Below are 20,978 nucleotides of genomic sequence, written 5' to 3'. Positions count from 1 at the left end.
GGGAGCAGGTTATTTCTTCTGAAATGTTTTAGAGATTATGATGCAGAATCTGACTGAGTATCGTAACCACCCCCTAACCCCCCCCCGGCGGGGGACAGCAAACGCCTTAGGGATTTCCTTACAAGATTGATGTTTGGATTAAGAGATAATTTTAGTTTGGGGCGTATGTATAAGCTCCCAGTATCCCCCCGTCCGCCAGCTGGTGGACGGGACACGAAGCGCCCTGGATTTCCATAGAAGGACGAGGGGAGCTATAAAAAGATTGTTTTCGACTTCGCGATAGTTATCGGATGACTTTAAGAAGATGTAAATACGATGTGTATCGTTCAGTCATACGATGACTAAATCTCTCACACAAAACTAACCATCACCTGATCCTTCTCCAGCTTGTCTCCGGTTTTGATCTTGATTGCTTTGATTACGCCGTCCACAGGCGACTTGATGATGTTTTCCATTTTCATTGCCTCTAGTATGATGAGTGTATCGCCTTTAGATACCTGATCGCCTTCGTTTGTAAGAAGCTTTAAGACCAGTCCGGGCATGGGAGCCTTCAGGTCTTTAATATGACTGGAAAGTTTTTTATCAAGGCCCAGCTGATGAAGCAATTCATCATACTGATCTTTAAGCTCAACTTTATATTCTTTTGAATTGATCTTCAAAACGACAACTTTTTCAGCGACGTTATGATCGATGATCTCGACACGGTAGGATTTATTCCGGTAAATCAAATGAGCGTTGCTTTTGTCTACCGACTGATAGTCAATTTTAAGCTCTTCGCCGCGGTAGCTGACCGTTCCATTCTTTATACCGAGTTCAAAATCGTGCTGATTGTTGACTTTTACTTTATACATCCTATTGAGTTAAGGCATACTGCACCAGGTTTGCGCCCATTTTAAGAGCTTTTTCACGTACTTCCGGAGTGTCTTCAGCATAGGTTCCGGCATCTTCCCAGCCGTTTCCCAGATCGGTTTCAAACGTGTAATAACATACCACCCGGCCTTTATACACCAAGCCTAAACCTTCAGGCCTCTTGCCGTCATGCTCATGTATTTTTGGAAGCCCTCCCGGGAATTTAAATTTCTGGTTGTAAATTGGATGGTTGGCAGGCAACTCCACAAAGCTTAACTCCGGAAACACCCGTTTCATTTGCGGTCTGATAAATTTGTCGAGACCATAATTATCGTCTATATGAAGAAAGCCACCTGCCATCAGGTATTTACGAAGGTTCTGGGCTTCCTGATCGCTAAATAACACGTTACCATGCCCCGTCATATAAACAAACGGATAATTGAACAGATCTGCGCTTCCTACCTCCACAATAGACTCGTCGGGTTCAAAGTTAGTACCGATATTTTTGTTGCAGAACTGAATTAGATTACTGAGAGCAGTGCGATTAGCATACCAGTCGCCGCCACCGTTGTACTTAAGCTTACCTATTTTATAAGAGGGAGCATTTAATCCGCATAGTACAAAAAACAGAAAAACCCACAGTACGCTTATCTTCTTCATCTGTTCAAAAAGTTAATTTCGAAACATGCCTGCAGGGCGGCAGTCTCTGTTCTAAGACGACTCGAACCCAGCGATACGGGGATATATTCTTTTAAAAGAGCCTGCTCTGCTTCTGATGGAGAAAAGTCGCCTTCTGGCCCGATAAGAATAGTATACTCGCCATGTTTCTTTATCTTATCAGATAACGTACTTTTATCGCCTTCCATACAGTGCGCGATGAATTTCTCCTTTGCGGGCTTATCTAAAAAGTTCTTAAAGCTACAGGCCTCATTAAGTTTTGGGTGGTAGGCTTTAAGCGATTGCTTTACGGCAGAAGTGATGATCTTATTGAGTCGCTCGATCTTCACATCTTTGCGTTCAGACCTCTCGCAAATAAGCGGCGTAATTTCGTCGATCCCGATTTCAGTAGATTTCTCTAAAAACCACTCAAAGCGATCAATGTTTTTTGTTGGAGCAACCGCAATATGTAAGTAATGATTTCTTTTTGAATACTCTTGTTGATGCTCTGTTATCTTTAATACAGTGCGTTTTGGGTGAGCGTCAGTAATTTCCGCGGTATAAAAGCCTCCTCTGCCATCAATTAGCTGAACGCGGTCGCCTTCTACGAGACGAAGAACTTTGCTGCAATGCCTGCTTTCTTCTTCATTGAGCTGGTAGGTATCACCTGTAATATCCGGGGTATAAAAGAGGTGCATGGTTCACCTGTTTAATGATTGTCTACAGCTTCTTCGGGATTGATCACCAATTCCATTTTTACCGATTCAACGTTCTGCTCTGATTTTTTCAATACGGTTACATTGTAGCCGTAAAACTCTTTATACTCGCCCACTTCCGGGATTTTTCCGAATAAAGCACCAACAAGTCCGCCAACGGTGTCGTAGTCCTCATCCTCGGGTAAATCGTGTGGAAGGTATTCGTTCACATCATAAATGGTAGCCGAGGCGTTCACTATGAACTCCGAATCAGACACTTTTTCTACTATAGGTTTTTCCTCATCGTATTCATCCTGAATCTCGCCAACAAGTTCTTCAACGATATCTTCAAGGGTAACCATACCGGCCGTTCCGCCAAATTCGTCGAGTACGATGGCGATCTGAATTCTTCTCAGCTGGAATTCGGCCAGCAGATCATTGATCTTTTTGGTTTCGGGAATGAGATAAGGCTTTCTTATAATGTCTTTTAATACCAGTTCTTTCTGTTGCGCCAGTAGCGGCAGAATATCTTTTGCATGGATTACGCCAATGATCTTATCGATGGTTTCGTCGTAAATCGGCATGCGTGAGTAACCCTCTTTAACTAGCGTATCGATAAGTTCGTCGGGCGGTGTGTTTTGTTCAATTCCTGATATTTTGGTCCGCGGAACCATAATATGTTTCACAACCCGCTCATTGAAATCAAATACATTCTTGATCAGTTCGTGCTCGTTGAGGTTTAAGGCGCCACTTTCTTTACCCTGTTCAAGCAGATATTGAAGTTCTTCGGAGGTGTGGGCCGATTCGTGAGAGTTGACAGCGCCGATTCCCAGAAGTCTTAAAAGACTATTGGCGAATCCGTTGAGCAGGACTATGAAAGGACGGAATACCAGGTAGAAGAAATGCAGCGGGAATGCGATAAACATGGTTACTCCAATCGGTCGCTGAATGGCTATTGATTTAGGAGCCAGCTCACCGAATACGATGTGGAGAATGGTGATTATCGCGAAAGCGATGTACGGGGCAAAGGTGTGCGAAAACGAGGCCACAAAGGCCGGATCGGCATTAAAGAAATTAAGCACGTTCGTGATGATGTGCTCCATCACTGACTCGCCTACCCAACCTAAACCCAGGGAAGCGAGGGTAATACCCAGTTGTGTTGCGGCGAGGTAGCCGTCTAGGTGTTGGGTAATGTGTTTTGCCACTTTGGCCACCCGGCTGCCTGATTTGGCCTTAATTTCTATTTGAGAGCCACGGACTTTTACGATAGCAAACTCTGCTGCTACAAAAAATCCGTTCAAAAAGACCAGAAAAAACGTCCAGAATATCTGGAGGCCAATGTCATTACCTTCAGGTGATTCCATTCAGTTAAGCGTGATTAACAAAAGTAGTTTGGTAGAGCTCCAGGCTTTCTTCAATTACTTTATAGGCATACTCTTTACCAAGAAGGTCTTCTACCGAAACATTTTTATGCTCTAAAGCTTTATAATCCTGGAAAAAGCGAACAATCTCTTTCATTGTATGGGGCGGAAGTTCGGTCAGGTCGTCGATATAATTAACAGACATATCGTTTTTTGCTACCGCGATTATCTTGTCATCCTGCTCGCCATTATCTACCATGTGCATCACACCAATAACTTTTGCCTCTATGATCGACATGGGATATACATCGGCAGAGCATAGCACTAAGATATCCAAAGGATCGTGATCATCACAATACGTTTGGGGGATGAACCCGTAATTTGCCGGATACATCACCGACGAAAATAATATCCTGTCAAGGCGTAGAAGTCCTGAATCTTTATCTATCTCATATTTTGCTTTAGAACCTTTGGGTATTTCTATAATAGCATTTACAGAGCCCGGAAGGTTGGTGCCGGGTGATACAGAATGCCAGGGGTGATCTTTACTCATACTAATCTATATTTTCGTTCAACTAAACTTTTGATATTTTGTTTAGGGTAATTTCCTTTTTAAATATGCCCACAATAGTGGGATGGCAGTAATGGCAATAAAGCCCAATATAATGTAGAAAAGATATTCATTTACTTCCTTTTCAAAGCGGATACCCAAAAAGTAACCCAAAAGCGTTAGTGAAGTGATCCACAAGATAGCTCCGGATATATTATAAAGGGCGAATTTTCGATAATCCAGTCCGATCATGCCCGCTACAATAGGTGCAAACGTTCTCACGATAGGAATGAATCTGCCCATGATCAGAGCAAACGCACCTTGCTTGTTGTAATATACTTCGGCAGCTACCAGGTATTGCTTCTTAAAAAAAAGAGAATCTTCGCGCCGGTATAGCGCTGGTCCGGTTTTCCGGCCAAACCAGTATCCCACAAAGTTTCCTCCTATTGCCGCGGCTATCAATCCTACAATCATCACCCAGATGGTCACATCAAGCTTATCAGTAGCTACAAACATCCCGGCAAGAAACAGCAAATAATCACCCGGAAGAAAAAAACCGAAAAACAAACCCGTTTCAGCAAAAACGACAAAAAGAAGGAGGTAAAAGCCGCCTTCTCTCAATAAGGTTTCAGGGTCTACAAGATGTCGGAATGATTCCCAGATTTCGTACATATTTGAATACTCGTAAATCTACGATTATTAAAATAAATTTAAATTTTAATAATCAGATAAGATCTGCAATAAATCCGGGATAAACGCCGATGATGATTGTCGCTAAGGTTGAGACGACAAGCACGATTTTAAAATAAACCGGAACTGCAAGTTCATTGCGTTCGGCGTCTTTGAAATACATGGCCACCACAACCCGCAGGTAGTAAAAAACACCCACGATAGCGTTAAGCACCGCGAATACTGTAAGGGCAGTATGGTAAGTTGACAGCGCGCCGGTAAACATCATAAACTTACCGATGAACCCTGCCGTAAGCGGGATACCCGCCAGAGACAGCATAGAGATCGTAAGAGTGAGAGCCAGCAAAGGGTTTTTCCTGCCCAGGCCATTAAAGTTGTCAAAGCTGTCGTTACCAACTTGTTTCTGAACTACCATAAGTGCAGCGAATGCGATGATAGATGCGATGGTGTAAGCGGCGGCATACAGGAAGACGGCGCTATCAGACGCGCTGCTTAAAGCGATAAGGGCAAACAGCAGATACCCAACGTGTGAAATACTGGAGTAGGCAAGCATTCTTTTGAAATGCTGCTGATAAACCGCAGTGATGTTTCCGATGAGAAGCGATAAAGATGCCAGTACAACCAATACCGGTACCCAGAATTCCTGCAAGGTTACGCTTGATAAGCTGATGTAGAACAGACGCAAAAAGGCGGCGAATACTGCCGTTTTAACTACTGTACTCATAAAGGCGGTGATTAGAGTGGGAGCTCCTTCGTATACATCGGGCGTCCAGAAGTGAAAAGGAGCGGCTCCGGCTTTAAAACACAAACCAATAATGCTGAGAAGTATTCCTGCGTAAAATATGGGTGATATTTCTTCGCTGGAAGCGACATAATTTCTTATTTCGGTCAAGTCGAATGAGCCTGAAGCGCCATACAGGAGCGTGATACCAAACAGGAGAAAGCCGGTAGAAAAAGCTCCCATAAGGAAATATTTCAAAGCTGCTTCATTAGAAGCATAATCGCGTTTCTTTATCCCGGTAAGGATATAAAGGCTCACCGACATGATCTCTATCCCGATAAAGAGCATGGAAAGGTTGTGATAGGATGCTATTATGATTATCCCCGTAAGGGCAAATAGAATAATGGTGTAATACTCGGCAACATTTGCGCTTATGCGTTCAAAATAATCCTTCGAAAGCATCAGGATTAGAAATGTTGAGATAATTGCGAGAGCACTGAAGGCGACCGAGAAGTTATTAAACAGTAACATGCCACTAAAAATGCTCTTGGTATTGTTTGCCAGGTCCCAGTGATTAAAGGTAAGGCCGAGTGCAACAAGCAGGCCCACCAGGGTGACAGGAAGAAGAGCTTTGGCAGCTTTGAAGAGCCCAAGGTATAAAACCAGTATAGCTAAAAGAGATATCGTTATTATTACGTCCATGTTTTCTCTATAACTTCTAATGTATATACGGATTTATTCCCTGAATCCGGTTGTTTACAAATTCGACTAATGCTCTTGATGATGCATCTGATATATCAAGCAAAGGCTGTGGATAAACCCCTATCAAGATGACAAGGGCGCATACAGTATACAGAACAAATTTCTCTGTACCGCCTATTTCTGCAAAGGCTGCGGTTAATTCATTTGTCTCGCCCAGCATTACGCGCTGATAGGTTCTGAACATATATACTGCACCAAAGATAATAGTGAGACCCGCGACCCCTGCTGCCCCGATATTGTACTTATATACGCCTAATAATAACAGGAACTCGCCGATAAAACCGTTAGTTAAAGGCAGGGCCACTGTTCCAAGCAGAATAATTAAAAATGCGATGGCAAACTGCGGAGCTACTTTCGCAATTCCGCCCATGCTGCTGATTTCGCGTGTGTTCAGTCGGCGGCTGATAATATCAATGATAAAAAATAAACCGAATACGTTTATCCCGTGGTTAATCATCTGGATCATGGCTCCCTGTAACCCCTGGTCGTTCCATGCAAAAATACCTGCTGAAATTAAGCCAACGTGTGCAATGGAGGAGTAAGCTACCAGTCTTTTTAAATCTTTTTGCGTAAATGCGATGATGGAAGCATAAACTATTCCGATGATGGAAAGGATGATTGCTACTTGCCCCCACTCTACAAAACCCAGAGGCGCAATCGGGATCAGCCAGCGGATGACACCGTAAATACCCATTTTGAGCATAATTCCGGAAAGTAACATCGTACCGGCTGTAGGTGCTTCAGTGTAGGTATCTGGCTGCCAGGTATGGAAAGGGAAGACCGGCATTTTTATCGCGAAAGCAATGAAAAAGGCCCAGAAGATCCAACCCTGTGTTCCTGCGTCTAAGTTGAGATTATAGAATGATTCAATGCTGAAGCTCTTGTAGGGCGTATGGAGATACATGTAAATAATACCTAGGAGCATTATTAAGCTTCCGCCCATTGTATAGATAAAGAACTTGAGGTTCACTTTTATGCGGTTCTCACCTCCCCAAATGGCGCAAATAAAGTAAATAGGTATCAATGCAGCTTCCCATCCGATATAGAAAAGAAAGGCGTCCAGAGCTGTGAATACCAACAGTAAGCCACTTTGCATAAACAGGATCAATCCGTAAAATACGCCCGGATTTTTATAGTGATGTTTGAAGCTCGATAAGATAATCAGTGGCATCAATCCGTTGGTTAACAACACCATCAGCATACTGATCCCGTCAATGCCGGCCCTGAAACGGATGCCGTAAGAGCTTAACCATGAATAATCAACAGAGTACTGAAATCTCGAAGAGTGTTGCTGAAACCCCGCGAGTAAAAAGATAGTTAAACCCAGTGATAAGAGCGACCATATCAGAGCTACTGTTCTTGCTGATTGTGATTTACCAAAAAATGAGGTAAAAACTGCACCCAGAATTGGTAAGAATATAAGCAGTAATATTTCCATTTATATGTTCTAGTCCCTCTTGTTATATGTTATAGAATCCGTAAAGCAGTAAGGCAACAATGCCAGCCACCATCATAAATATATAAAAGCCAATATTCCCTGATTGTAACAAGCGAAGGCCTTTACTTGCCTCGGTAGTGGCTCTTCCTAATCCTTGTACTACGCCATCAATAGCCGCTTTATCTACCACCCGGTAAAAGAATCCCGATAGGAAGTTCAATGGTTTGCTTATCGCGAAATCATAAATCTCGTCTATATAATATTTATGATAAGATAGTCTTGCTAAAGTACCCCGGTCGACATTGTCTGCCAATGGCACGTGATTGTTTTTTGAATATTTAACAAAAGCAATCAGCGCAGCGATTACTGCTCCTGCTACCGAGACGCCCATTAACAGGAATTCGGTTTGGTGATCAAGGGTTAATGCGCCCGTACGGACACTTGACTGATAAAATACCGGGGCTAAAAATTGCGAAAGCCAGTGATGGCCACCTAAAATATGCGGGATACCTATAAACCCGCCCACAACCGAAAGCGCAGCCAGCACGATCAATGGAATGGTCATTGACTTAGGTGATTCGTGCAAGTGATGTTCTTGTTCGTGTGTGCCTCTGAATTTATTGTAAAACGTGAGGAAGAGCATTCGGAACATGTAAAAGGCGGTGAACATAGCACCGATTACGCCCAGTACCCATAATGTTTTACTGTGCTGGTAAGTATGAGCCAGGATCTCGTCTTTCGAAAAGAATCCTGAAAACGGTGGAATACCAGAAATGGCGATCGTGCCAATCAGCATAGTGATAAAGGTGATGGGTAATTTCTTCTTCAATCCTCCCATAGCCCTCATATCTTGCTCGTTGCTCATGGCATGGATTACCGAACCTGCACCAAGGAATAATAGGGCTTTAAAAAAAGCATGAGTTAGAACATGGAACATTGCACCGGTATAAGCGCCTACGCCTAAAGCCAGAAACATGTATCCCAGTTGAGAAACAGTAGAATAAGCAAGTACTTTTTTAATGTCTGTTTGAGTAACAGCAATGGTCGCTGCCAATAATGCCGTTGCTATTCCGATAATTGCTACAATTTCGAGGGTAAGAGGCGCAAGAGTAAATAGGATATTCGAACGCGCGATCATATAGATTCCGGCGGTTACCATGGTTGCTGCGTGGATCAATGCAGAAACTGGTGTTGGCCCGGCCATGGCATCTGGCAGCCAGGTAAATAAGGGAATTTGTGCCGACTTACCTGTTGCACCTATGAAAAGCAAAATCGTAATCAGTATAAGGAAAGGATTGTTAGGCGCCAGGTTCGCCGCTTGTGGAAATACCTGTGCAAATTCAAGACTTCCAAACGTGGCGAATATCAGGAATACACCGATTAAGAAGCCAAGGTCGCCAATGCGGTTCATGATGAAAGCTTTCTTGGCGGCGCTTGCGTATGCAGAGTTGGTGTACCAGAAACCGATAAGCAGATATGAGCATAAACCAACTCCTTCCCAGCCGATAAACATCACGATATAGTTCGACCCGAGAACCAGCAAGAGCATGAAGAAAATAAAAAGGTTCAGGTATGAGAAAAACTTGGAAAATCCAGCATCATGATGCATGTATCCGGTGGAATAAACATGGATCAGAAAGCCAATTCCGGTGACAATAAGCAGCATTAGTGCACTTAATGGGTCAACCTGAAACGAGAATGGTACGAGGAGGTTTCCTGCCCGTATCCAGTCGAACAGAGGAACAATGTGCGTTTTTACTGCCGAGGATTCCAGCTGCACAAAAATCGCAATGCTTACAGCAAAGGATAAAAGAACTGTGAGGCTGCCAATGAACCCGGCAACAGCTTTAGGTAAAATATTCCTGCCAAGACCAATAATAAGAAATCCTATTAAAGGAAATAAAGGGACCAACCAGACAAAATCTATCATGTACGTTTTTTGACGCTTTTAAAAATTAATTACCACTTTAACCGATTCAATACATTGATATCGGTGGAACTGGTATTTCTGTATATCATTACAATTATTGCCAGGCCCACTGCTACTTCTGCAGCTGCAAGGGCCATAACAAAAAATACGAATACTTGTCCGGATGCATCGCCATGATGCACAGAAAACGCCGTTAATAATAAATTGACAGCGTTTAGCATTAATTCTACCGACATGAAAATTACTATCGCATTTCTCCGGATCAGAACACCCATTACTCCTATAGAGAACAGGATAGCACAGAATAAAATGTAGTGATTTAGAGGAACTCCCTGGATTGAGTTAGTAATTGATTCCATTATATTTTCTTAGGGTCCTTTTTAGCTAACAGCACCGCACCCACCATTGCCGATAATAACAAAATAGAAGATATCTCAAAAGGGAGCAGGAACTCGTCAAACAGCACTTTTCCCAAATTCTTTACTAAACCGATCTCCGGATTCTTAAGAATTAAAGGATCTGAATCACCTAATGCTCTGAATGATCCTACCAGGGTGACCAGTAAGCACATACCCGCAACTACGCCCGCCACCTTTATTAAGTTGGATTTCATGGGCTCAGAGTCTTCGTTTAGATTAAGTAACATTAAAACGAACAGGAAGAGTACCATAATAGCCCCCATATAAACGATAAAGTTTACAATGGCTAAAAATTGGGCATTTAGCAGGATGTAATGTATGGTTAAGGTAAAAAAGGTAACGATGAGATACAGAACACTATAAACCGGATTCTTTGAGAAGATAACCAGCAGTGAGAAGAAGATGGATAAAAAAGCAATGAAATAGAACAAATTCATTAATGTATAATTTTCTTTGCCATCTTTCCGCTTATGAAAAGATGCGCAAAGGTATAATTTTTTACGATTTCAACGGAGCTTCAACCAGTTTATCTTTACCGAAGATGAAGTCTTTTCTAAGGTAATCTGCTTCTAAAAAAGGACCGTCAAGATAGATCGCTTCTTTAGGGCAAGCTTCCTCGCAAAGTCCGCAGAAGATGCATCTCAGCATATTTACTTCATATACTGCAGCATACTTTTCCTCACGATATAAATGTTCTTCTCCCTTCTTACGTTCTGCGGCTATCATGGTAATAGCCTCTGCCGGACATGCCAAAGCGCACAGTCCGCAAGCAGTACACCGCTCTTTGCCGTTTTCGTCCCTTTTAAGCGAATGCAAACCGCGCCAGTTTTCAGAAATCGGTCTTTCCTGTTCAGGATAAAAGATCGTTTCTTTCTTTTTAAACATATGTCTGAAAGTAATAGCAAGACCTTTGGCTATAGCAGGAAGATACATTCTCTCCGCCAGGGTCATAGGTTTCTGCTCGATTACTTTTTTTCTGTTACTTAATGATTCCATAATTGAAAGGTTAAAAAGGTGAAAGGTAAAAGCTGAAAGGTGAATATTAAACTCACTATTTCTCCTACTTATCTAACCTCAATTTTTTTGACTTTTTAATTTTGACTTTTAATTATTTAAAGTAAGTGTCTTTAACTATTATCCAGATACCGGTTAACACGATATTGGCGATTCCTAACGGGATAAGCACTTTCCATCCCAGGTTCATCAACTGATCATAGCGGAAACGTGGAACTGTCCATCGAACCCACATAAAGAAGAAGATGAAAAAGAAGATCTTCGCAAACAAAAATAGTACTCCAATAAGGGTAATGATGTTTTGAGGAAGACCCAGGTCATTCATAAAAGGGAAGTTATATCCGCCAAAATATAAAGTAGCCATTACTGCCGAGGATATAAACATGTTGATATATTCAGCGAATAAGAATCCACCCAGTTTCATTCCCGAATACTCGGTATGATATCCTCCAACCAGTTCATTTTCACTCTCGGGCAAGTCAAAAGGAGTCCGGTTACACTCGGCAAAGGCACAAATAATGAAGATTAAAAACCCCAGGGGTTGTGCCCAAACATTCCAGTTAATAAATCCTGACTGCTGCGCTGCGATCTCTTTGAGCGAAAGGCTCTGGGTAACCATCAACAAAGCGATTATCGAAAGTCCCATCGCAATTTCATAGCTTATATTCTGTGAAGCAGCCCGAATCGCACCCATTAATGAGAACTTATTATTCGAGGCCCATCCACCAATCATAATGCCATATACTCCGAGCGACACTACTCCGAAGATGTAGAGAATGCCAACGTTTATGTCGGCAACCTGCAGCTGCACAACCGTGTCGCCAAACGTCAGGCTTTGTCCCCATGGAATAACTGCACTGCCAATTAATGCAGTTAATAACGCTAAAGACGGCCCTGCAATAAACAGAAATTGGTTTGACTGGGTTGGGATAATCTCCTCCTTAAAAAACATTTTCGCTCCATCCGCAAGGGGTTGAAACATACCACCCCAGCCAGCGCGGTGAGGGCCCACTCTTCCTTGTAGAAATGCAGCAATTTTACGCTCGGCGAGCGTTGAATAGGCCGCAACTCCAAGAGATATCATGAATATTACGATAACTAAAGCGAATTTTTCTATAACGAATGCTAGTTCCATTAATGTTTAGTTGCTCTTTCGAATTCTTCTTTGTTTGCCGCCTGAAGTGCGAGGTTTTTTCTTACTACGGGTGGCGGCGCTAATTGCTCGTAATGATTGGAAGATATAACCGAACGGTTCGAGATCTGGCGTGGTCCTTCAATAACCCAGTCGCTGGTGTTTTTCTTCTCGAAACGGCAGGTATTGCAGATAAAATCTTCTACTTCGCCATACACGTCTTTACGTCCGGTTACCCGGATAACATCCTCTCCCTTATACCACAAAGCTACTTTGCCAGTACAGGTAGGGCAATCGCGGTGCGCATCCACAGGTTTGCTGAACCAAACACGTTGCTTAAAACGGAATGTTTTATCGGTTAATGCTCCAACAGGGCAAACATCAATTACGTTACCCGAGAAATCATTATCGATTGCTTTTTCTATATAGGTCGAGATTTCTGAAGCATCGCCACGGCCTAAAATCCCATGTTCACGCTTTTCAGTAAGCTGATCTGCGACATAAACACAACGGTAGCATAAAATGCAGCGCGTCATGTGTAACTGAATTTTATCGCCTATATCAATACGATCAAAAGTTCTGCGTTCGAATTCGTAGCGTGTAGCTTCAGAACCGTGCTCATAACTTAAATCTTGTAAGTGGCATTCGCCAGCCTGGTCGCAAACCGGGCAGTCAAGCGGGTGGTTGATCAGCAACATCTCCACAACACCTTTGCGGGCTTCTTTTACTTCGGGTGAAGTAATATTCTGAACTTCCATCCCGTCCATTACCGTTGTACGGCATGAAGCCACCAGTTTGGGCATTGGGCGCGGGTCTTTTTCTGAACCCTTGCTTACTTTTACAAGGCAAGTACGACATTTACCGCCACTTCCTTCTAATTTGGAATAATAGCACATCGCGGGAGGAACAATTTCTCCCCCGATCATGCGGGCAGCGTTCAGGATACTTGTTCCTGGCTCGACATCTATTGTAATTCCATCTATTATTACTTTCATCAAATTCAAAATTCAAAATTAAAAATTCAAAACCCGAAGTTGGTCAATTTCTATCCAGATTGATAATAATTGAAGCTATGATCTTTGACAGCTCACCAGCTTCTGTTATCAATTCTAACTGTTTCTCTTCAGGGACCTTCGATACTTTCGTTTCCTTGATAAGTTTGAGCCAATATTTTGTTTCATTAGCCGACTTTAATGATATAACGTAAAAGTTTCTAAAGTCTTTTTTGGAGCTTCCTGACTTTCCTTCCTCTACATTTGCTCCAATTGAGGTTCCGCTTCTTAAAACCTGATCAAAAAGTGAATAATAAATTCTGTCAAATTGTGATTGTCCAACAAACTGTATAATCTCTTTTGAGAAATTGTAACTTCTTTCTTTGATATCGAAAGGTTTGTCGCTCATGCTTTTTTGACTTTTGACTTTTTAATTTTGACTTAGTTCCGGCTCCGGCTTTGGGAGCGGGTCGGCATAATGTGCAAGACCAAAATTTCTCTCCATCGCCTCTTTCGGATTAGTTACATGCCATTCAAACTCATCTCTGAAATGACGAATTGCACTCGCTACCGGCCATGCAGCTGCATCACCAAGCGGACAAATCGTATTTCCTTCTATTTTTTTAGAAACATCAACCAGTAAATCGATGTCGCTTAACTTTCCATGACCATATTCCAGTCGGTGGAGTACTTTTTCCATCCAGCCGGTTCCTTCACGACATGGTGAACATTGTCCGCAGCTTTCGTGATGGTAAAAACGAGAAAAGTTCCAGGTATTTCTAACGATACACTGATCTTCGTCGAATGCAACAAATCCACCTGAACCCAGCATGGTTCCGGTCGCAAAACCACCCTCCGCCAGTGATTCGTACGTCATCAGACGATTTTCGCCATTTGCTGTCTTTAAAATAAGATTTGCAGGAAGAATCGGAACCGATGAACCACCAGCAACAACGGCTTTTAGACGTTTGCCATTGGCGATACCTCCGCAATACTCATCAGAATAGATAAATTCTTCTACCGAAACACCAAGCTCAATTTCATAAACACCAGGTTTGTTTAAGTTTCCTGAGGCTGAAATAAGCTTTGTTCCCGTACTTCTGCCGATACCAAGTTTCGCATATTCATCGCCGCTATCATTCACAATAGGAACTACAGCTGCAATGGTTTCCACGTTATTTACTACGGTTGGACAGTTATATAGGCCTGAAATGGCCGGAAATGGTGGTTTTATCCTTGGATTTCCACGTTTGCCTTCCAATGATTCAATTAAGGCTGTTTCTTCACCGCAGATATAAGCACCCCCTCCAGGCTGAACGTAAACCTCGTGATCGAAACCTGACCCTAAAATATTTTTTCCGAGAAAACCGGCGGCCTTTGCTTCGGCGATAGCCTTTTCCAGGATACGGATCTGCGGCATCATCTCGCCACGTACGTAAATGTAGGAGGTGTTTGCGCCTAACGCAAAACTCGAAACAATCATTCCTTCTACCAAAAGGTGAGGAATATAGGTCATTAAATATCTGTCTTTAAACGTTCCGGGCTCCGACTCATCTGCATTGCAAACCAGGTAACGGGCTTTCCCCTCGGGCTTAGCCAGGAAGCTCCATTTCATCCCGGTAGGGAACCCTGCGCCACCGCGACCCCTGAGGCCTGATTTTTTTACTTCTTCTACGATGTCATCAGAAGACATGGTTTTGAGCGCCTTTTCCAAAGCCCGGTAACCCCCGTTCTGACGATACACATCGAAAGTATTTATTCCGGGAACGTTGATATGTTCTAATAATAATTTGCGTCCCATTCTCTTAGCTGATTTGAGGCTTATCGGCTGTTGTCAGCCTTAAACTGTCAATTAACTCATCAATTTTCGCCTCGGTTAAATTCTCGTGAAACTTATACTCAGGGCCTATTTGTAAAACCGGGCCCATGCCGCAAGCTGCAAGGCATTCTACCCCGCGCCAGCTGAATAAGCCATCGGGAGTAACCTCACCCTCTTTGACTCCCAGCTTTTGCTCAATGTATTTCATTATTTTTTCTGCACCCACCAGGCAACATGGACCGGTGCGGCAAACTTCTAAAACGTGCTTACCAAGCGGTTTCAGAAAAAACATGGTATAGAAAGTAGCTACTTCGTAAACCTCTATCGATTTGATATGGAGGTACTCCGCAACTTTGTCCATCGCCGGGGCACTAACCCAACCAAACTCCGCTTGTACCAAATGTAATATGGGCAGCAAAGCTGATTTTTGTTTTCCTTCCGGATAGCGTGTCACGATTTCGTTGAACCTGGTAATAAGTTCGGGACTAAAAGTTACTTCTTCGGGTTGAGCAATATTAAGCATCTAATTCTCCTGCAATAACATTTAAACTACTCAGATTAATAATAGCGTCCGAAAGCAGCATTCCTGCGCTCATAGGTGCATACATCTGATAATTGATAAAACTTGGTCGGCGGAAATGCAAGCGGTAAGGGCTGCGTCCGCCATCATTTACAAGGTAAAATCCAAGCTCACCGTTTCCTCCTTCAACGCAGTGATAAACTTCTGTTTTGGGAGTATCTATTTCGCCCATAACAATCTTGAAGTGATAGATCAGCGCTTCCATGTTGTTGTAAACTTCTTCTTTGGGAGGAAGGTAGAACTCAGGGACTTCAGCGTGAAAAATACCTTTGGGCTCTTTTTCGACCTTTTCAAGCGCTTGTTCGATTATCCGGATACTTTGCCACATCTCTTCCTGGCGAACCAGGTAGCGGTCGTAAATATCACCATTAGTTCCTACCGGGATATCAAAATCGAAATCTTCGTAAGAACTATAAGGTTCGTTTACCCGAACATCATAGTCAACGCCGCAAGCTCTTAGAATAGGGCCGGTCCAGCTATAATTCATGGCTGTTTCAGCATCAACGGCAGCAACGCCCGCAGTTCTGTCAATAAAGATCCTGTTTCTGTTAAAAAGTTCTTCGAACTCTTTAAGCACAGGGCCGAAATTCTTCAGGAACTTTTTGATCTTCGCGAACGCGGTATCATTAAAATCTCTTTCAAACCCACCAATACGACCGATATTAGTTGTTAAGCGGGCACCACAAACCTCCTCATAGATTTCGTAAATATGTTCACGCTGTTCCATGAGGTATAAAAAGCCTGAATAAGCTCCGGTATCTACACCTAAAATGCTGTTGCAGATCAAATGATCAGAAATACGGGCCAATTCCATAACAATAACACGGAGATAATCAACGCGTTTAGGGGTTTGAATCCCTAACAGCTTCTCTACTGTCATGTGCCAGCCCATGTTATTGATGGGAGAGGAACAATAATTTAATCTGTCTGTAAGCGGAGTAATTTGATAAAAAGGGCGGTGTTCCGCGATTTTCTCAAATGCTCTGTGGATATATCCCAGGGTGGAAACGCCGCTGACAATCCGCTCGCCGTCCATTTCAAGCACGTTCTGGAAAACTCCGTGCGTAGCCGGATGGGTAGGGCCTAGGTTTAGCGTTGTTGTTTCTGTTAATTCGTGCCTTGCGGCAATTATTGGATGATCCATCGTTATCTTCCGAAGAAAAAGTCTTTTTTATCTACACGATTCGGGTCTTCCAGCGGATATTCTTTTCTCATTGGAAAAACCGTCATGTCGTCTACATTTAATATACGATACAAGCCTGGGTGTCCTTCAAACGTAATTCCGAAGAAATCGTAAGTTTCTCTTTCCATCCAGTTTGCACCTTCCCAAAGTACCGTTGCGGTTGGGATAACCGGATTGATTTCTTCCAGGAAAACTTTAATACGAACCCGGACATTATTTACAAAGCTATGCACATGGTAAATTACACCTATAGGAAGCGCCGTTTCCGGGTAGTGTATGCCTGTGATGTCTGTCAGGAAGTTAAACTTCAATTCCTCATCCTGTTTTAAGAAGCTGAGAATCGGAATTATATCTTCTTTGGTGGTTTCAAAAGTCAAAAGGCCATAAGGTTCTGCCGCAAGGCTTATCTTATCACCAAATTGCTGATTTAATTTATCCAGTACAGTTTGGTTGCTGATCTTCCCCATCTACTGTATTCCGTATTTGTTCATTAACTCTTTGTATTCAGGCTCGTTTCTTCTGCGCAAAGATTCGTTTTTAACCAGGTCTTGTAACTTTAGAACACCGGTTAGAATAGCTTCGGGCCGGGGCGGGCAACCAGGTACGTAAACGTCAACCGGAATTATCTCGTCGATACCCTGCAGAACCGAGTACGTATCAAAGATACCACCGCTACTGGCGCATGCACCTACAGCAATTACCCAACGGGGCTCAGCCATTTGGAGATACACCTGCCTTAAAACGGGGCCCATCTTTTTTGCAATTGTTCCCATTACCAGAAGCATATCAGCCTGGCGGGGAGAAAATGATGGTCTTTCGGAGCCGAATCTGGCCAGGTCGTAGTGAGAGCCCATAGTAGCCATAAACTCAATTCCGCAGCATGAAGTTGCGAAGGGTAGTGGCCATAAAGAATGCGAACGGGCAAGCCCGATCACTTTATCGAATGAAGTCGCAAAAAAGCCCGATCCTTCAATTCCCGGAGGCGCTTCTGCTAGTTTAATATCACTCATGTTTTTTGTCCTTCCAATGCTTGATCTATAGAAGAATCAAGCGGCAAATTTAAAGTTTTACAAATTTTGTTTTGGAGGGTATATCTATTTAGAAATGTTCTAATTACTATTCCCAGTCTAAAGCTTTTTTCTTGATAATGTAGATAAAGCCCAGTAATAATGTTCCCATGAAAATAAACATCTCGATCAGTCCCTCCATTCCCATTTCACGAAAGTTCACCGCCCATGGATACATAAATATTACTTCGATATCGAATAGTACAAACAAAATTGCGACCAAAAAATATTTAATAGAGAACGGCTGACGGGCGTTTCCTATTACCTCTATCCCCGATTCGAAAGGGGTTAGTTTGTCTTTGGTTTTGCGCTTCGGTCCTAAAAGATGGGTGGCAATCATAGTTGTCACCACAAAACCAAGCGCTACAATCATTTGAAAAATGATTGGAAGGTAACTTACTGGTGTGCTTTGTGCTTCCATTGTTAAAAAAAGGTGCGCAAATATAAACAAAAAGAGCCGGAATCTTTCCAGATGCCGGCTCCTTTAAAACCAATATTATTAATTAGTTGCCAGTGATCTTAGCGACTGCTGAGCACCTGCGTGAGTAGGATCCAGTTCTAACACTTTGTTGAAATAGGTCTTCGCTTTGTTTGGATCCGATAAGATGGAATGATAACCTACATAATAATAAGCATCAACTAAATCCAACTTATTATTTTTAGTTAATTTATCAACGGGAGTAGCGGCTTGAAGGGTAATGAACTTCTCAAAATGCGGTACTGCTAGGCCTTTCGGATTTTTTTCATCATCAAGCAGCCTGTTTACCCTTGCTCTGTAAAGATATGCAAGAGCATAGTCAGGAACTACCTTGCTGACATTGCTAAACGCCGAATCTGCTCTCACAAGGCTTGCCTTATGTTGAGATTTCTCTGCCTCGGGAACATTAACATAGTGGAAGTAATGGGAGTATCCTACATAGAACCTGTCGGCAACCAGGGGTTTAGGTGCCTGCAACGATAGTTCGTACACCTGTGCTGCGTCCTCATATTTTTTTGCTGAGAACAAATCTTTTCCGATAGCGCTCATTTGTTCTGCTACACCTGTCTTAACTACCTCAGCAATAGAAGGCTCCATTTTTGAATATAAGGTCGTATCTAATGCCGTAGTAAGGTTTTTAACACCCTCAGCTGCATTCCCCTGTTTGATCTGAGCTTTACCTAAATAAAGGTAATCGTGTGGATGTAAACGAGATTTGTCAGCTTTTGACATCCAGGTATTGATTGCAGTAATACTTTCTTGAAAATTTCCATTCTCGAAAGCTGCAAAACCAAGGTAGCGATAGATACGAGGATTAGTTTTATCGATTTTCGCCATCTCCTGTGCCTCACTCTCTAAGGTTTTATAATCTTTAGCAAGGATCAGGAAGTCTGCATAGCGCATTCTGGATTCAAGAGATCTGTCAGTCAGATCCATGTACTTACGATATGCATCGAGTGCTTGTTTATTCTTAGCTTCGAAGTCTTTAATATCCGTTGATTTTGTTGCCCAGTTGTTATACGTTTCTGCAAGTTCGCGGTAAGCTGGTGCGTAGTTAGGGTTAATCGCTAAAACGGCATTGAATTCGTCAATAGATTGTTGCCATGCCTGCGCGCGTTTGTTGATTACTCCAAGCTCTATTTTAGCTCTTAGAAGGCTTTTATTTAGCTCGTAAGCGCTGCGATACGCACTAAAAGCCTCACTGTTTTTATCCAGTCCTCTGTAAGCATCGCCTAATGCTAGCTGAGCTTCTGCATCTTTAGCATCCATTGCAATGGCTTTCTCCAGATAAGTTATTGCAGTGTTATAATCTGGTTTTGGAGCCGCTATATAAGCCTTGGCGATATAGATATACGGGTCATTATCTCTTCTTCCTGCCTCATCAATTGCTTTATCAAAATTTGCTTTTGCAGCTGCGGCATTATTGTTTCTTAAATCTATTGCACCTAAGCCGATATAACTTAAAGAGTTCTTTGCATCAGCTGCAACACCTTTGCTGTACAATGCTTTAGCAGAATCCGGATAGTCTGCCAGGTAAAGATTTCCTAAATGAAAATATACTTCGGCGCTGGGCTTCGAAGCAGCCAGGGCTTTTAACGATGTTTTCGCTTTTTGATATTGCTCGGCATCAATTGCCATTTTCACCTCTGCTATATTTTGCCCGTAAGCAGCAGTGGTTCCAACAACTGCAATGAGTAGACCTGCATTTACAACTTTTTTGATCAGTTTCATCTCTAAATATTTCATGGTTTTCTTGTTTCTCTTATTAATATTTCTCTTGATGGGATTTTGTTCGGCATCAAGCCTGATTTTAATATTATGCGTTGTCCGCGTTCTCCGGCTACAAATGCTTCAAAGCTTGAGCCGGCTCTTCCGCCCTGGCAGTCGATAAAAAATATGTCTCTGCTGAGAGGATACAATCCCAAAGCTAAATTATTTTGGGAAGGTTTGTAAAACTTATCCGATCCGGGAAGCCCTTTCGAGTTTTTCACCGATAATACCTTTAGCTGTTTTACAATAGGTTCTAATTCTTTAGTGGGCTGTTTCATCCAATTAATACCTATAACACCAATTGTACCCGGATTATTGTGTACGTATTTAATTACATCGTCATTGCTTTGTAAGGCATATACCCCTTTTTTCGGCAAATCTTTTATTTCGGCCAAATCCTTTAAATACCTTACATTACTTGAATTGGCGTTATCGAAGATGAGATTTTTTGCAGATGCCGCTCCCCGCATAATGCCTGTAACTTCGTCAACTGTTATTGATGAGTCTGTCGAGGATTTATGGGTGATAAAAGCCACCGCATCTGTTGCTACTTTATTTGCCCTGACACTTATTTCCCGCTTTTCGAAAAGCTTTATTTCCTGGGGGAGTAACTTTCGCGACAGGATGGCGATACCTACATCCCCCTCCTGTAGGCTGTGTATTACTGCGTTCTCAGATTTATAAAAAAGCTCAACCTTCAGGTTTGGATAGCTGCTTTTAAATACCTGATACTGGTCGTCAATAATAGGGGCAAAGCTCTCGTCGACCAGTATCTGTATGCCCGGCTCTGTGGCCTGTTCTTCTGCCGTGTTATTGTTGCTGCAGGCTGCCAGGAATAAAATGATCGAAAAAAAGGCAAGATACCGCATGA

The 20,978-nt window shown here is 42.6% G+C and carries 23 protein-coding genes; all 23 read right to left on the bottom strand.

Features of this window, described 5'->3' with window-relative positions; all coding sequences use genetic code 11:
• Positions 1–350: 350 nt before the first annotated feature.
• The 23 genes from J3P43_RS01745 to J3P43_RS01635 all read right to left on the bottom strand — a co-directional run bounded on the left by J3P43_RS01745 (position 351) and on the right by J3P43_RS01635 (position 20,976).
• The gene (locus tag J3P43_RS01745; protein WP_255898358.1) at positions 351–851 is read right to left on the bottom strand and encodes an acyl-CoA carboxylase biotin carboxyl carrier protein subunit; all 501 of its coding nucleotides are present in this window, start codon (positions 849–851) and stop codon (positions 351–353) included.
• Between the two features lies 1 nt (position 852).
• Positions 853–1,509, bottom strand: a complete 657-nt coding sequence (locus J3P43_RS01740) for a DUF4159 domain-containing protein (RefSeq protein WP_255898356.1) — start codon at positions 1,507–1,509, stop codon at positions 853–855.
• The gene (locus J3P43_RS01735; RefSeq protein WP_255898354.1) at positions 1,506–2,204 is read right to left on the bottom strand and encodes a 16S rRNA (uracil(1498)-N(3))-methyltransferase; all 699 of its coding nucleotides are present in this window, start codon (positions 2,202–2,204) and stop codon (positions 1,506–1,508) included. The genes J3P43_RS01740 and J3P43_RS01735 overlap by 4 nt, the downstream gene beginning before the upstream one ends.
• A gap of 11 nt (positions 2,205–2,215) precedes the next feature.
• Complete coding sequence (locus J3P43_RS01730) at positions 2,216–3,565, bottom strand: hemolysin family protein (protein WP_255898352.1); 1,350 nt, start codon at positions 3,563–3,565, stop codon at positions 2,216–2,218.
• A 4-nt stretch (positions 3,566–3,569) separates the two neighbouring features.
• Positions 3,570–4,115 carry an inorganic diphosphatase gene (locus tag J3P43_RS01725; protein WP_255898350.1) on the bottom strand — a complete coding sequence of 182 codons (546 nt, stop codon included), beginning with the start codon at positions 4,113–4,115 and terminating at the stop codon, positions 3,570–3,572.
• Between the two features lie 42 nt (positions 4,116–4,157).
• Positions 4,158–4,784 (bottom strand): DedA family protein, encoded by a 627-nt coding sequence (locus J3P43_RS01720; protein ID WP_255898348.1) that lies wholly within the window; start codon positions 4,782–4,784, stop codon positions 4,158–4,160.
• Between the two features lie 52 nt (positions 4,785–4,836).
• A complete protein-coding gene (locus J3P43_RS01715; RefSeq protein WP_255898346.1) occupies positions 4,837–6,225 on the bottom strand; it encodes an NADH-quinone oxidoreductase subunit N in 1,389 nt (462 codons plus the stop codon).
• Between the two features lie 16 nt (positions 6,226–6,241).
• Positions 6,242–7,723, bottom strand: a complete 1,482-nt coding sequence (locus J3P43_RS01710; RefSeq protein ID WP_255898344.1) for a complex I subunit 4 family protein — start codon at positions 7,721–7,723, stop codon at positions 6,242–6,244.
• A 22-nt stretch (positions 7,724–7,745) separates the two neighbouring features.
• Positions 7,746–9,653, bottom strand: a complete 1,908-nt coding sequence (nuoL, locus tag J3P43_RS01705) for an NADH-quinone oxidoreductase subunit L (RefSeq protein ID WP_255898342.1) — start codon at positions 9,651–9,653, stop codon at positions 7,746–7,748.
• Positions 9,654–9,682: 29 nt separating this feature from the next.
• Positions 9,683–10,012 (bottom strand): NADH-quinone oxidoreductase subunit NuoK, encoded by a 330-nt coding sequence (nuoK, locus tag J3P43_RS01700; protein ID WP_255898341.1) that lies wholly within the window; start codon positions 10,010–10,012, stop codon positions 9,683–9,685.
• Positions 10,012–10,509: an NADH-quinone oxidoreductase subunit J family protein gene (locus tag J3P43_RS01695; protein ID WP_255898338.1), complete on the bottom strand. Its 498-nt coding sequence runs from the start codon at positions 10,507–10,509 to the stop codon at positions 10,012–10,014. Before J3P43_RS01695 ends, nuoK begins: the two co-directional genes overlap by 1 nt.
• 61 nt (positions 10,510–10,570) lie before the next feature.
• On the bottom strand, positions 10,571–11,068 hold the full coding sequence (locus J3P43_RS01690; protein WP_255898336.1) for a NuoI/complex I 23 kDa subunit family protein: 498 nt from the start codon (positions 11,066–11,068) through the stop codon (positions 10,571–10,573).
• 112 nt (positions 11,069–11,180) lie between these two features.
• On the bottom strand, positions 11,181–12,221 hold the full coding sequence (gene nuoH / locus J3P43_RS01685) for an NADH-quinone oxidoreductase subunit NuoH (protein ID WP_255898334.1): 1,041 nt from the start codon (positions 12,219–12,221) through the stop codon (positions 11,181–11,183).
• Positions 12,221–13,213: an NADH-quinone oxidoreductase subunit G gene (locus tag J3P43_RS01680; protein ID WP_255898332.1), complete on the bottom strand. Its 993-nt coding sequence runs from the start codon at positions 13,211–13,213 to the stop codon at positions 12,221–12,223. Before J3P43_RS01680 ends, nuoH begins: the two co-directional genes overlap by 1 nt.
• Positions 13,214–13,256: 43 nt before the next feature.
• Entirely contained in the window at positions 13,257–13,619 is a 363-nt protein-coding gene (locus J3P43_RS01675; RefSeq protein WP_255898330.1) for a four helix bundle protein, read from the bottom strand.
• 21 nt (positions 13,620–13,640) lie between these two features.
• Positions 13,641–15,011, bottom strand: a complete 1,371-nt coding sequence (nuoF, locus tag J3P43_RS01670) for an NADH-quinone oxidoreductase subunit NuoF (RefSeq protein ID WP_255898328.1) — start codon at positions 15,009–15,011, stop codon at positions 13,641–13,643.
• 4 nt (positions 15,012–15,015) lie between these two features.
• Complete coding sequence (locus tag J3P43_RS01665) at positions 15,016–15,552, bottom strand: NADH-quinone oxidoreductase subunit NuoE family protein (protein ID WP_255898326.1); 537 nt, start codon at positions 15,550–15,552, stop codon at positions 15,016–15,018.
• Positions 15,545–16,753: an NADH-quinone oxidoreductase subunit D gene (locus J3P43_RS01660; protein WP_255898324.1), complete on the bottom strand. Its 1,209-nt coding sequence runs from the start codon at positions 16,751–16,753 to the stop codon at positions 15,545–15,547. The genes J3P43_RS01665 and J3P43_RS01660 overlap by 8 nt, the downstream gene beginning before the upstream one ends.
• A gap of 2 nt (positions 16,754–16,755) precedes the next feature.
• Complete coding sequence (locus tag J3P43_RS01655) at positions 16,756–17,259, bottom strand: NADH-quinone oxidoreductase subunit C (RefSeq protein WP_255898322.1); 504 nt, start codon at positions 17,257–17,259, stop codon at positions 16,756–16,758.
• Positions 17,260–17,802 carry an NADH-quinone oxidoreductase subunit B gene (locus J3P43_RS01650; protein WP_255898320.1) on the bottom strand — a complete coding sequence of 181 codons (543 nt, stop codon included), beginning with the start codon at positions 17,800–17,802 and terminating at the stop codon, positions 17,260–17,262.
• 106 nt (positions 17,803–17,908) lie between these two features.
• A complete protein-coding gene (locus J3P43_RS01645) occupies positions 17,909–18,280 on the bottom strand; it encodes an NADH-quinone oxidoreductase subunit A (protein ID WP_255898318.1) in 372 nt (123 codons plus the stop codon).
• A 78-nt stretch (positions 18,281–18,358) separates the two neighbouring features.
• Positions 18,359–20,083: a tetratricopeptide repeat protein gene (locus J3P43_RS01640; protein ID WP_255898316.1), complete on the bottom strand. Its 1,725-nt coding sequence runs from the start codon at positions 20,081–20,083 to the stop codon at positions 18,359–18,361.
• Complete coding sequence (locus J3P43_RS01635) at positions 20,080–20,976, bottom strand: PstS family phosphate ABC transporter substrate-binding protein (RefSeq protein WP_255898314.1); 897 nt, start codon at positions 20,974–20,976, stop codon at positions 20,080–20,082. The genes J3P43_RS01640 and J3P43_RS01635 overlap by 4 nt, the downstream gene beginning before the upstream one ends.
• Between the last annotated feature and the right edge of the window lie 2 nt (positions 20,977–20,978).

Origin of the sequence: Paradesertivirga mongoliensis (assembly GCF_024436395.1) — a bacterium.
GTDB classification, from domain to species: Bacteria; Bacteroidota; Bacteroidia; order Sphingobacteriales; family Sphingobacteriaceae; genus Paradesertivirga; species Paradesertivirga mongoliensis.
Note: the sequence above shows the minus strand (reverse complement) of the source record. Positions and strands in the feature narration are given on the sequence as shown.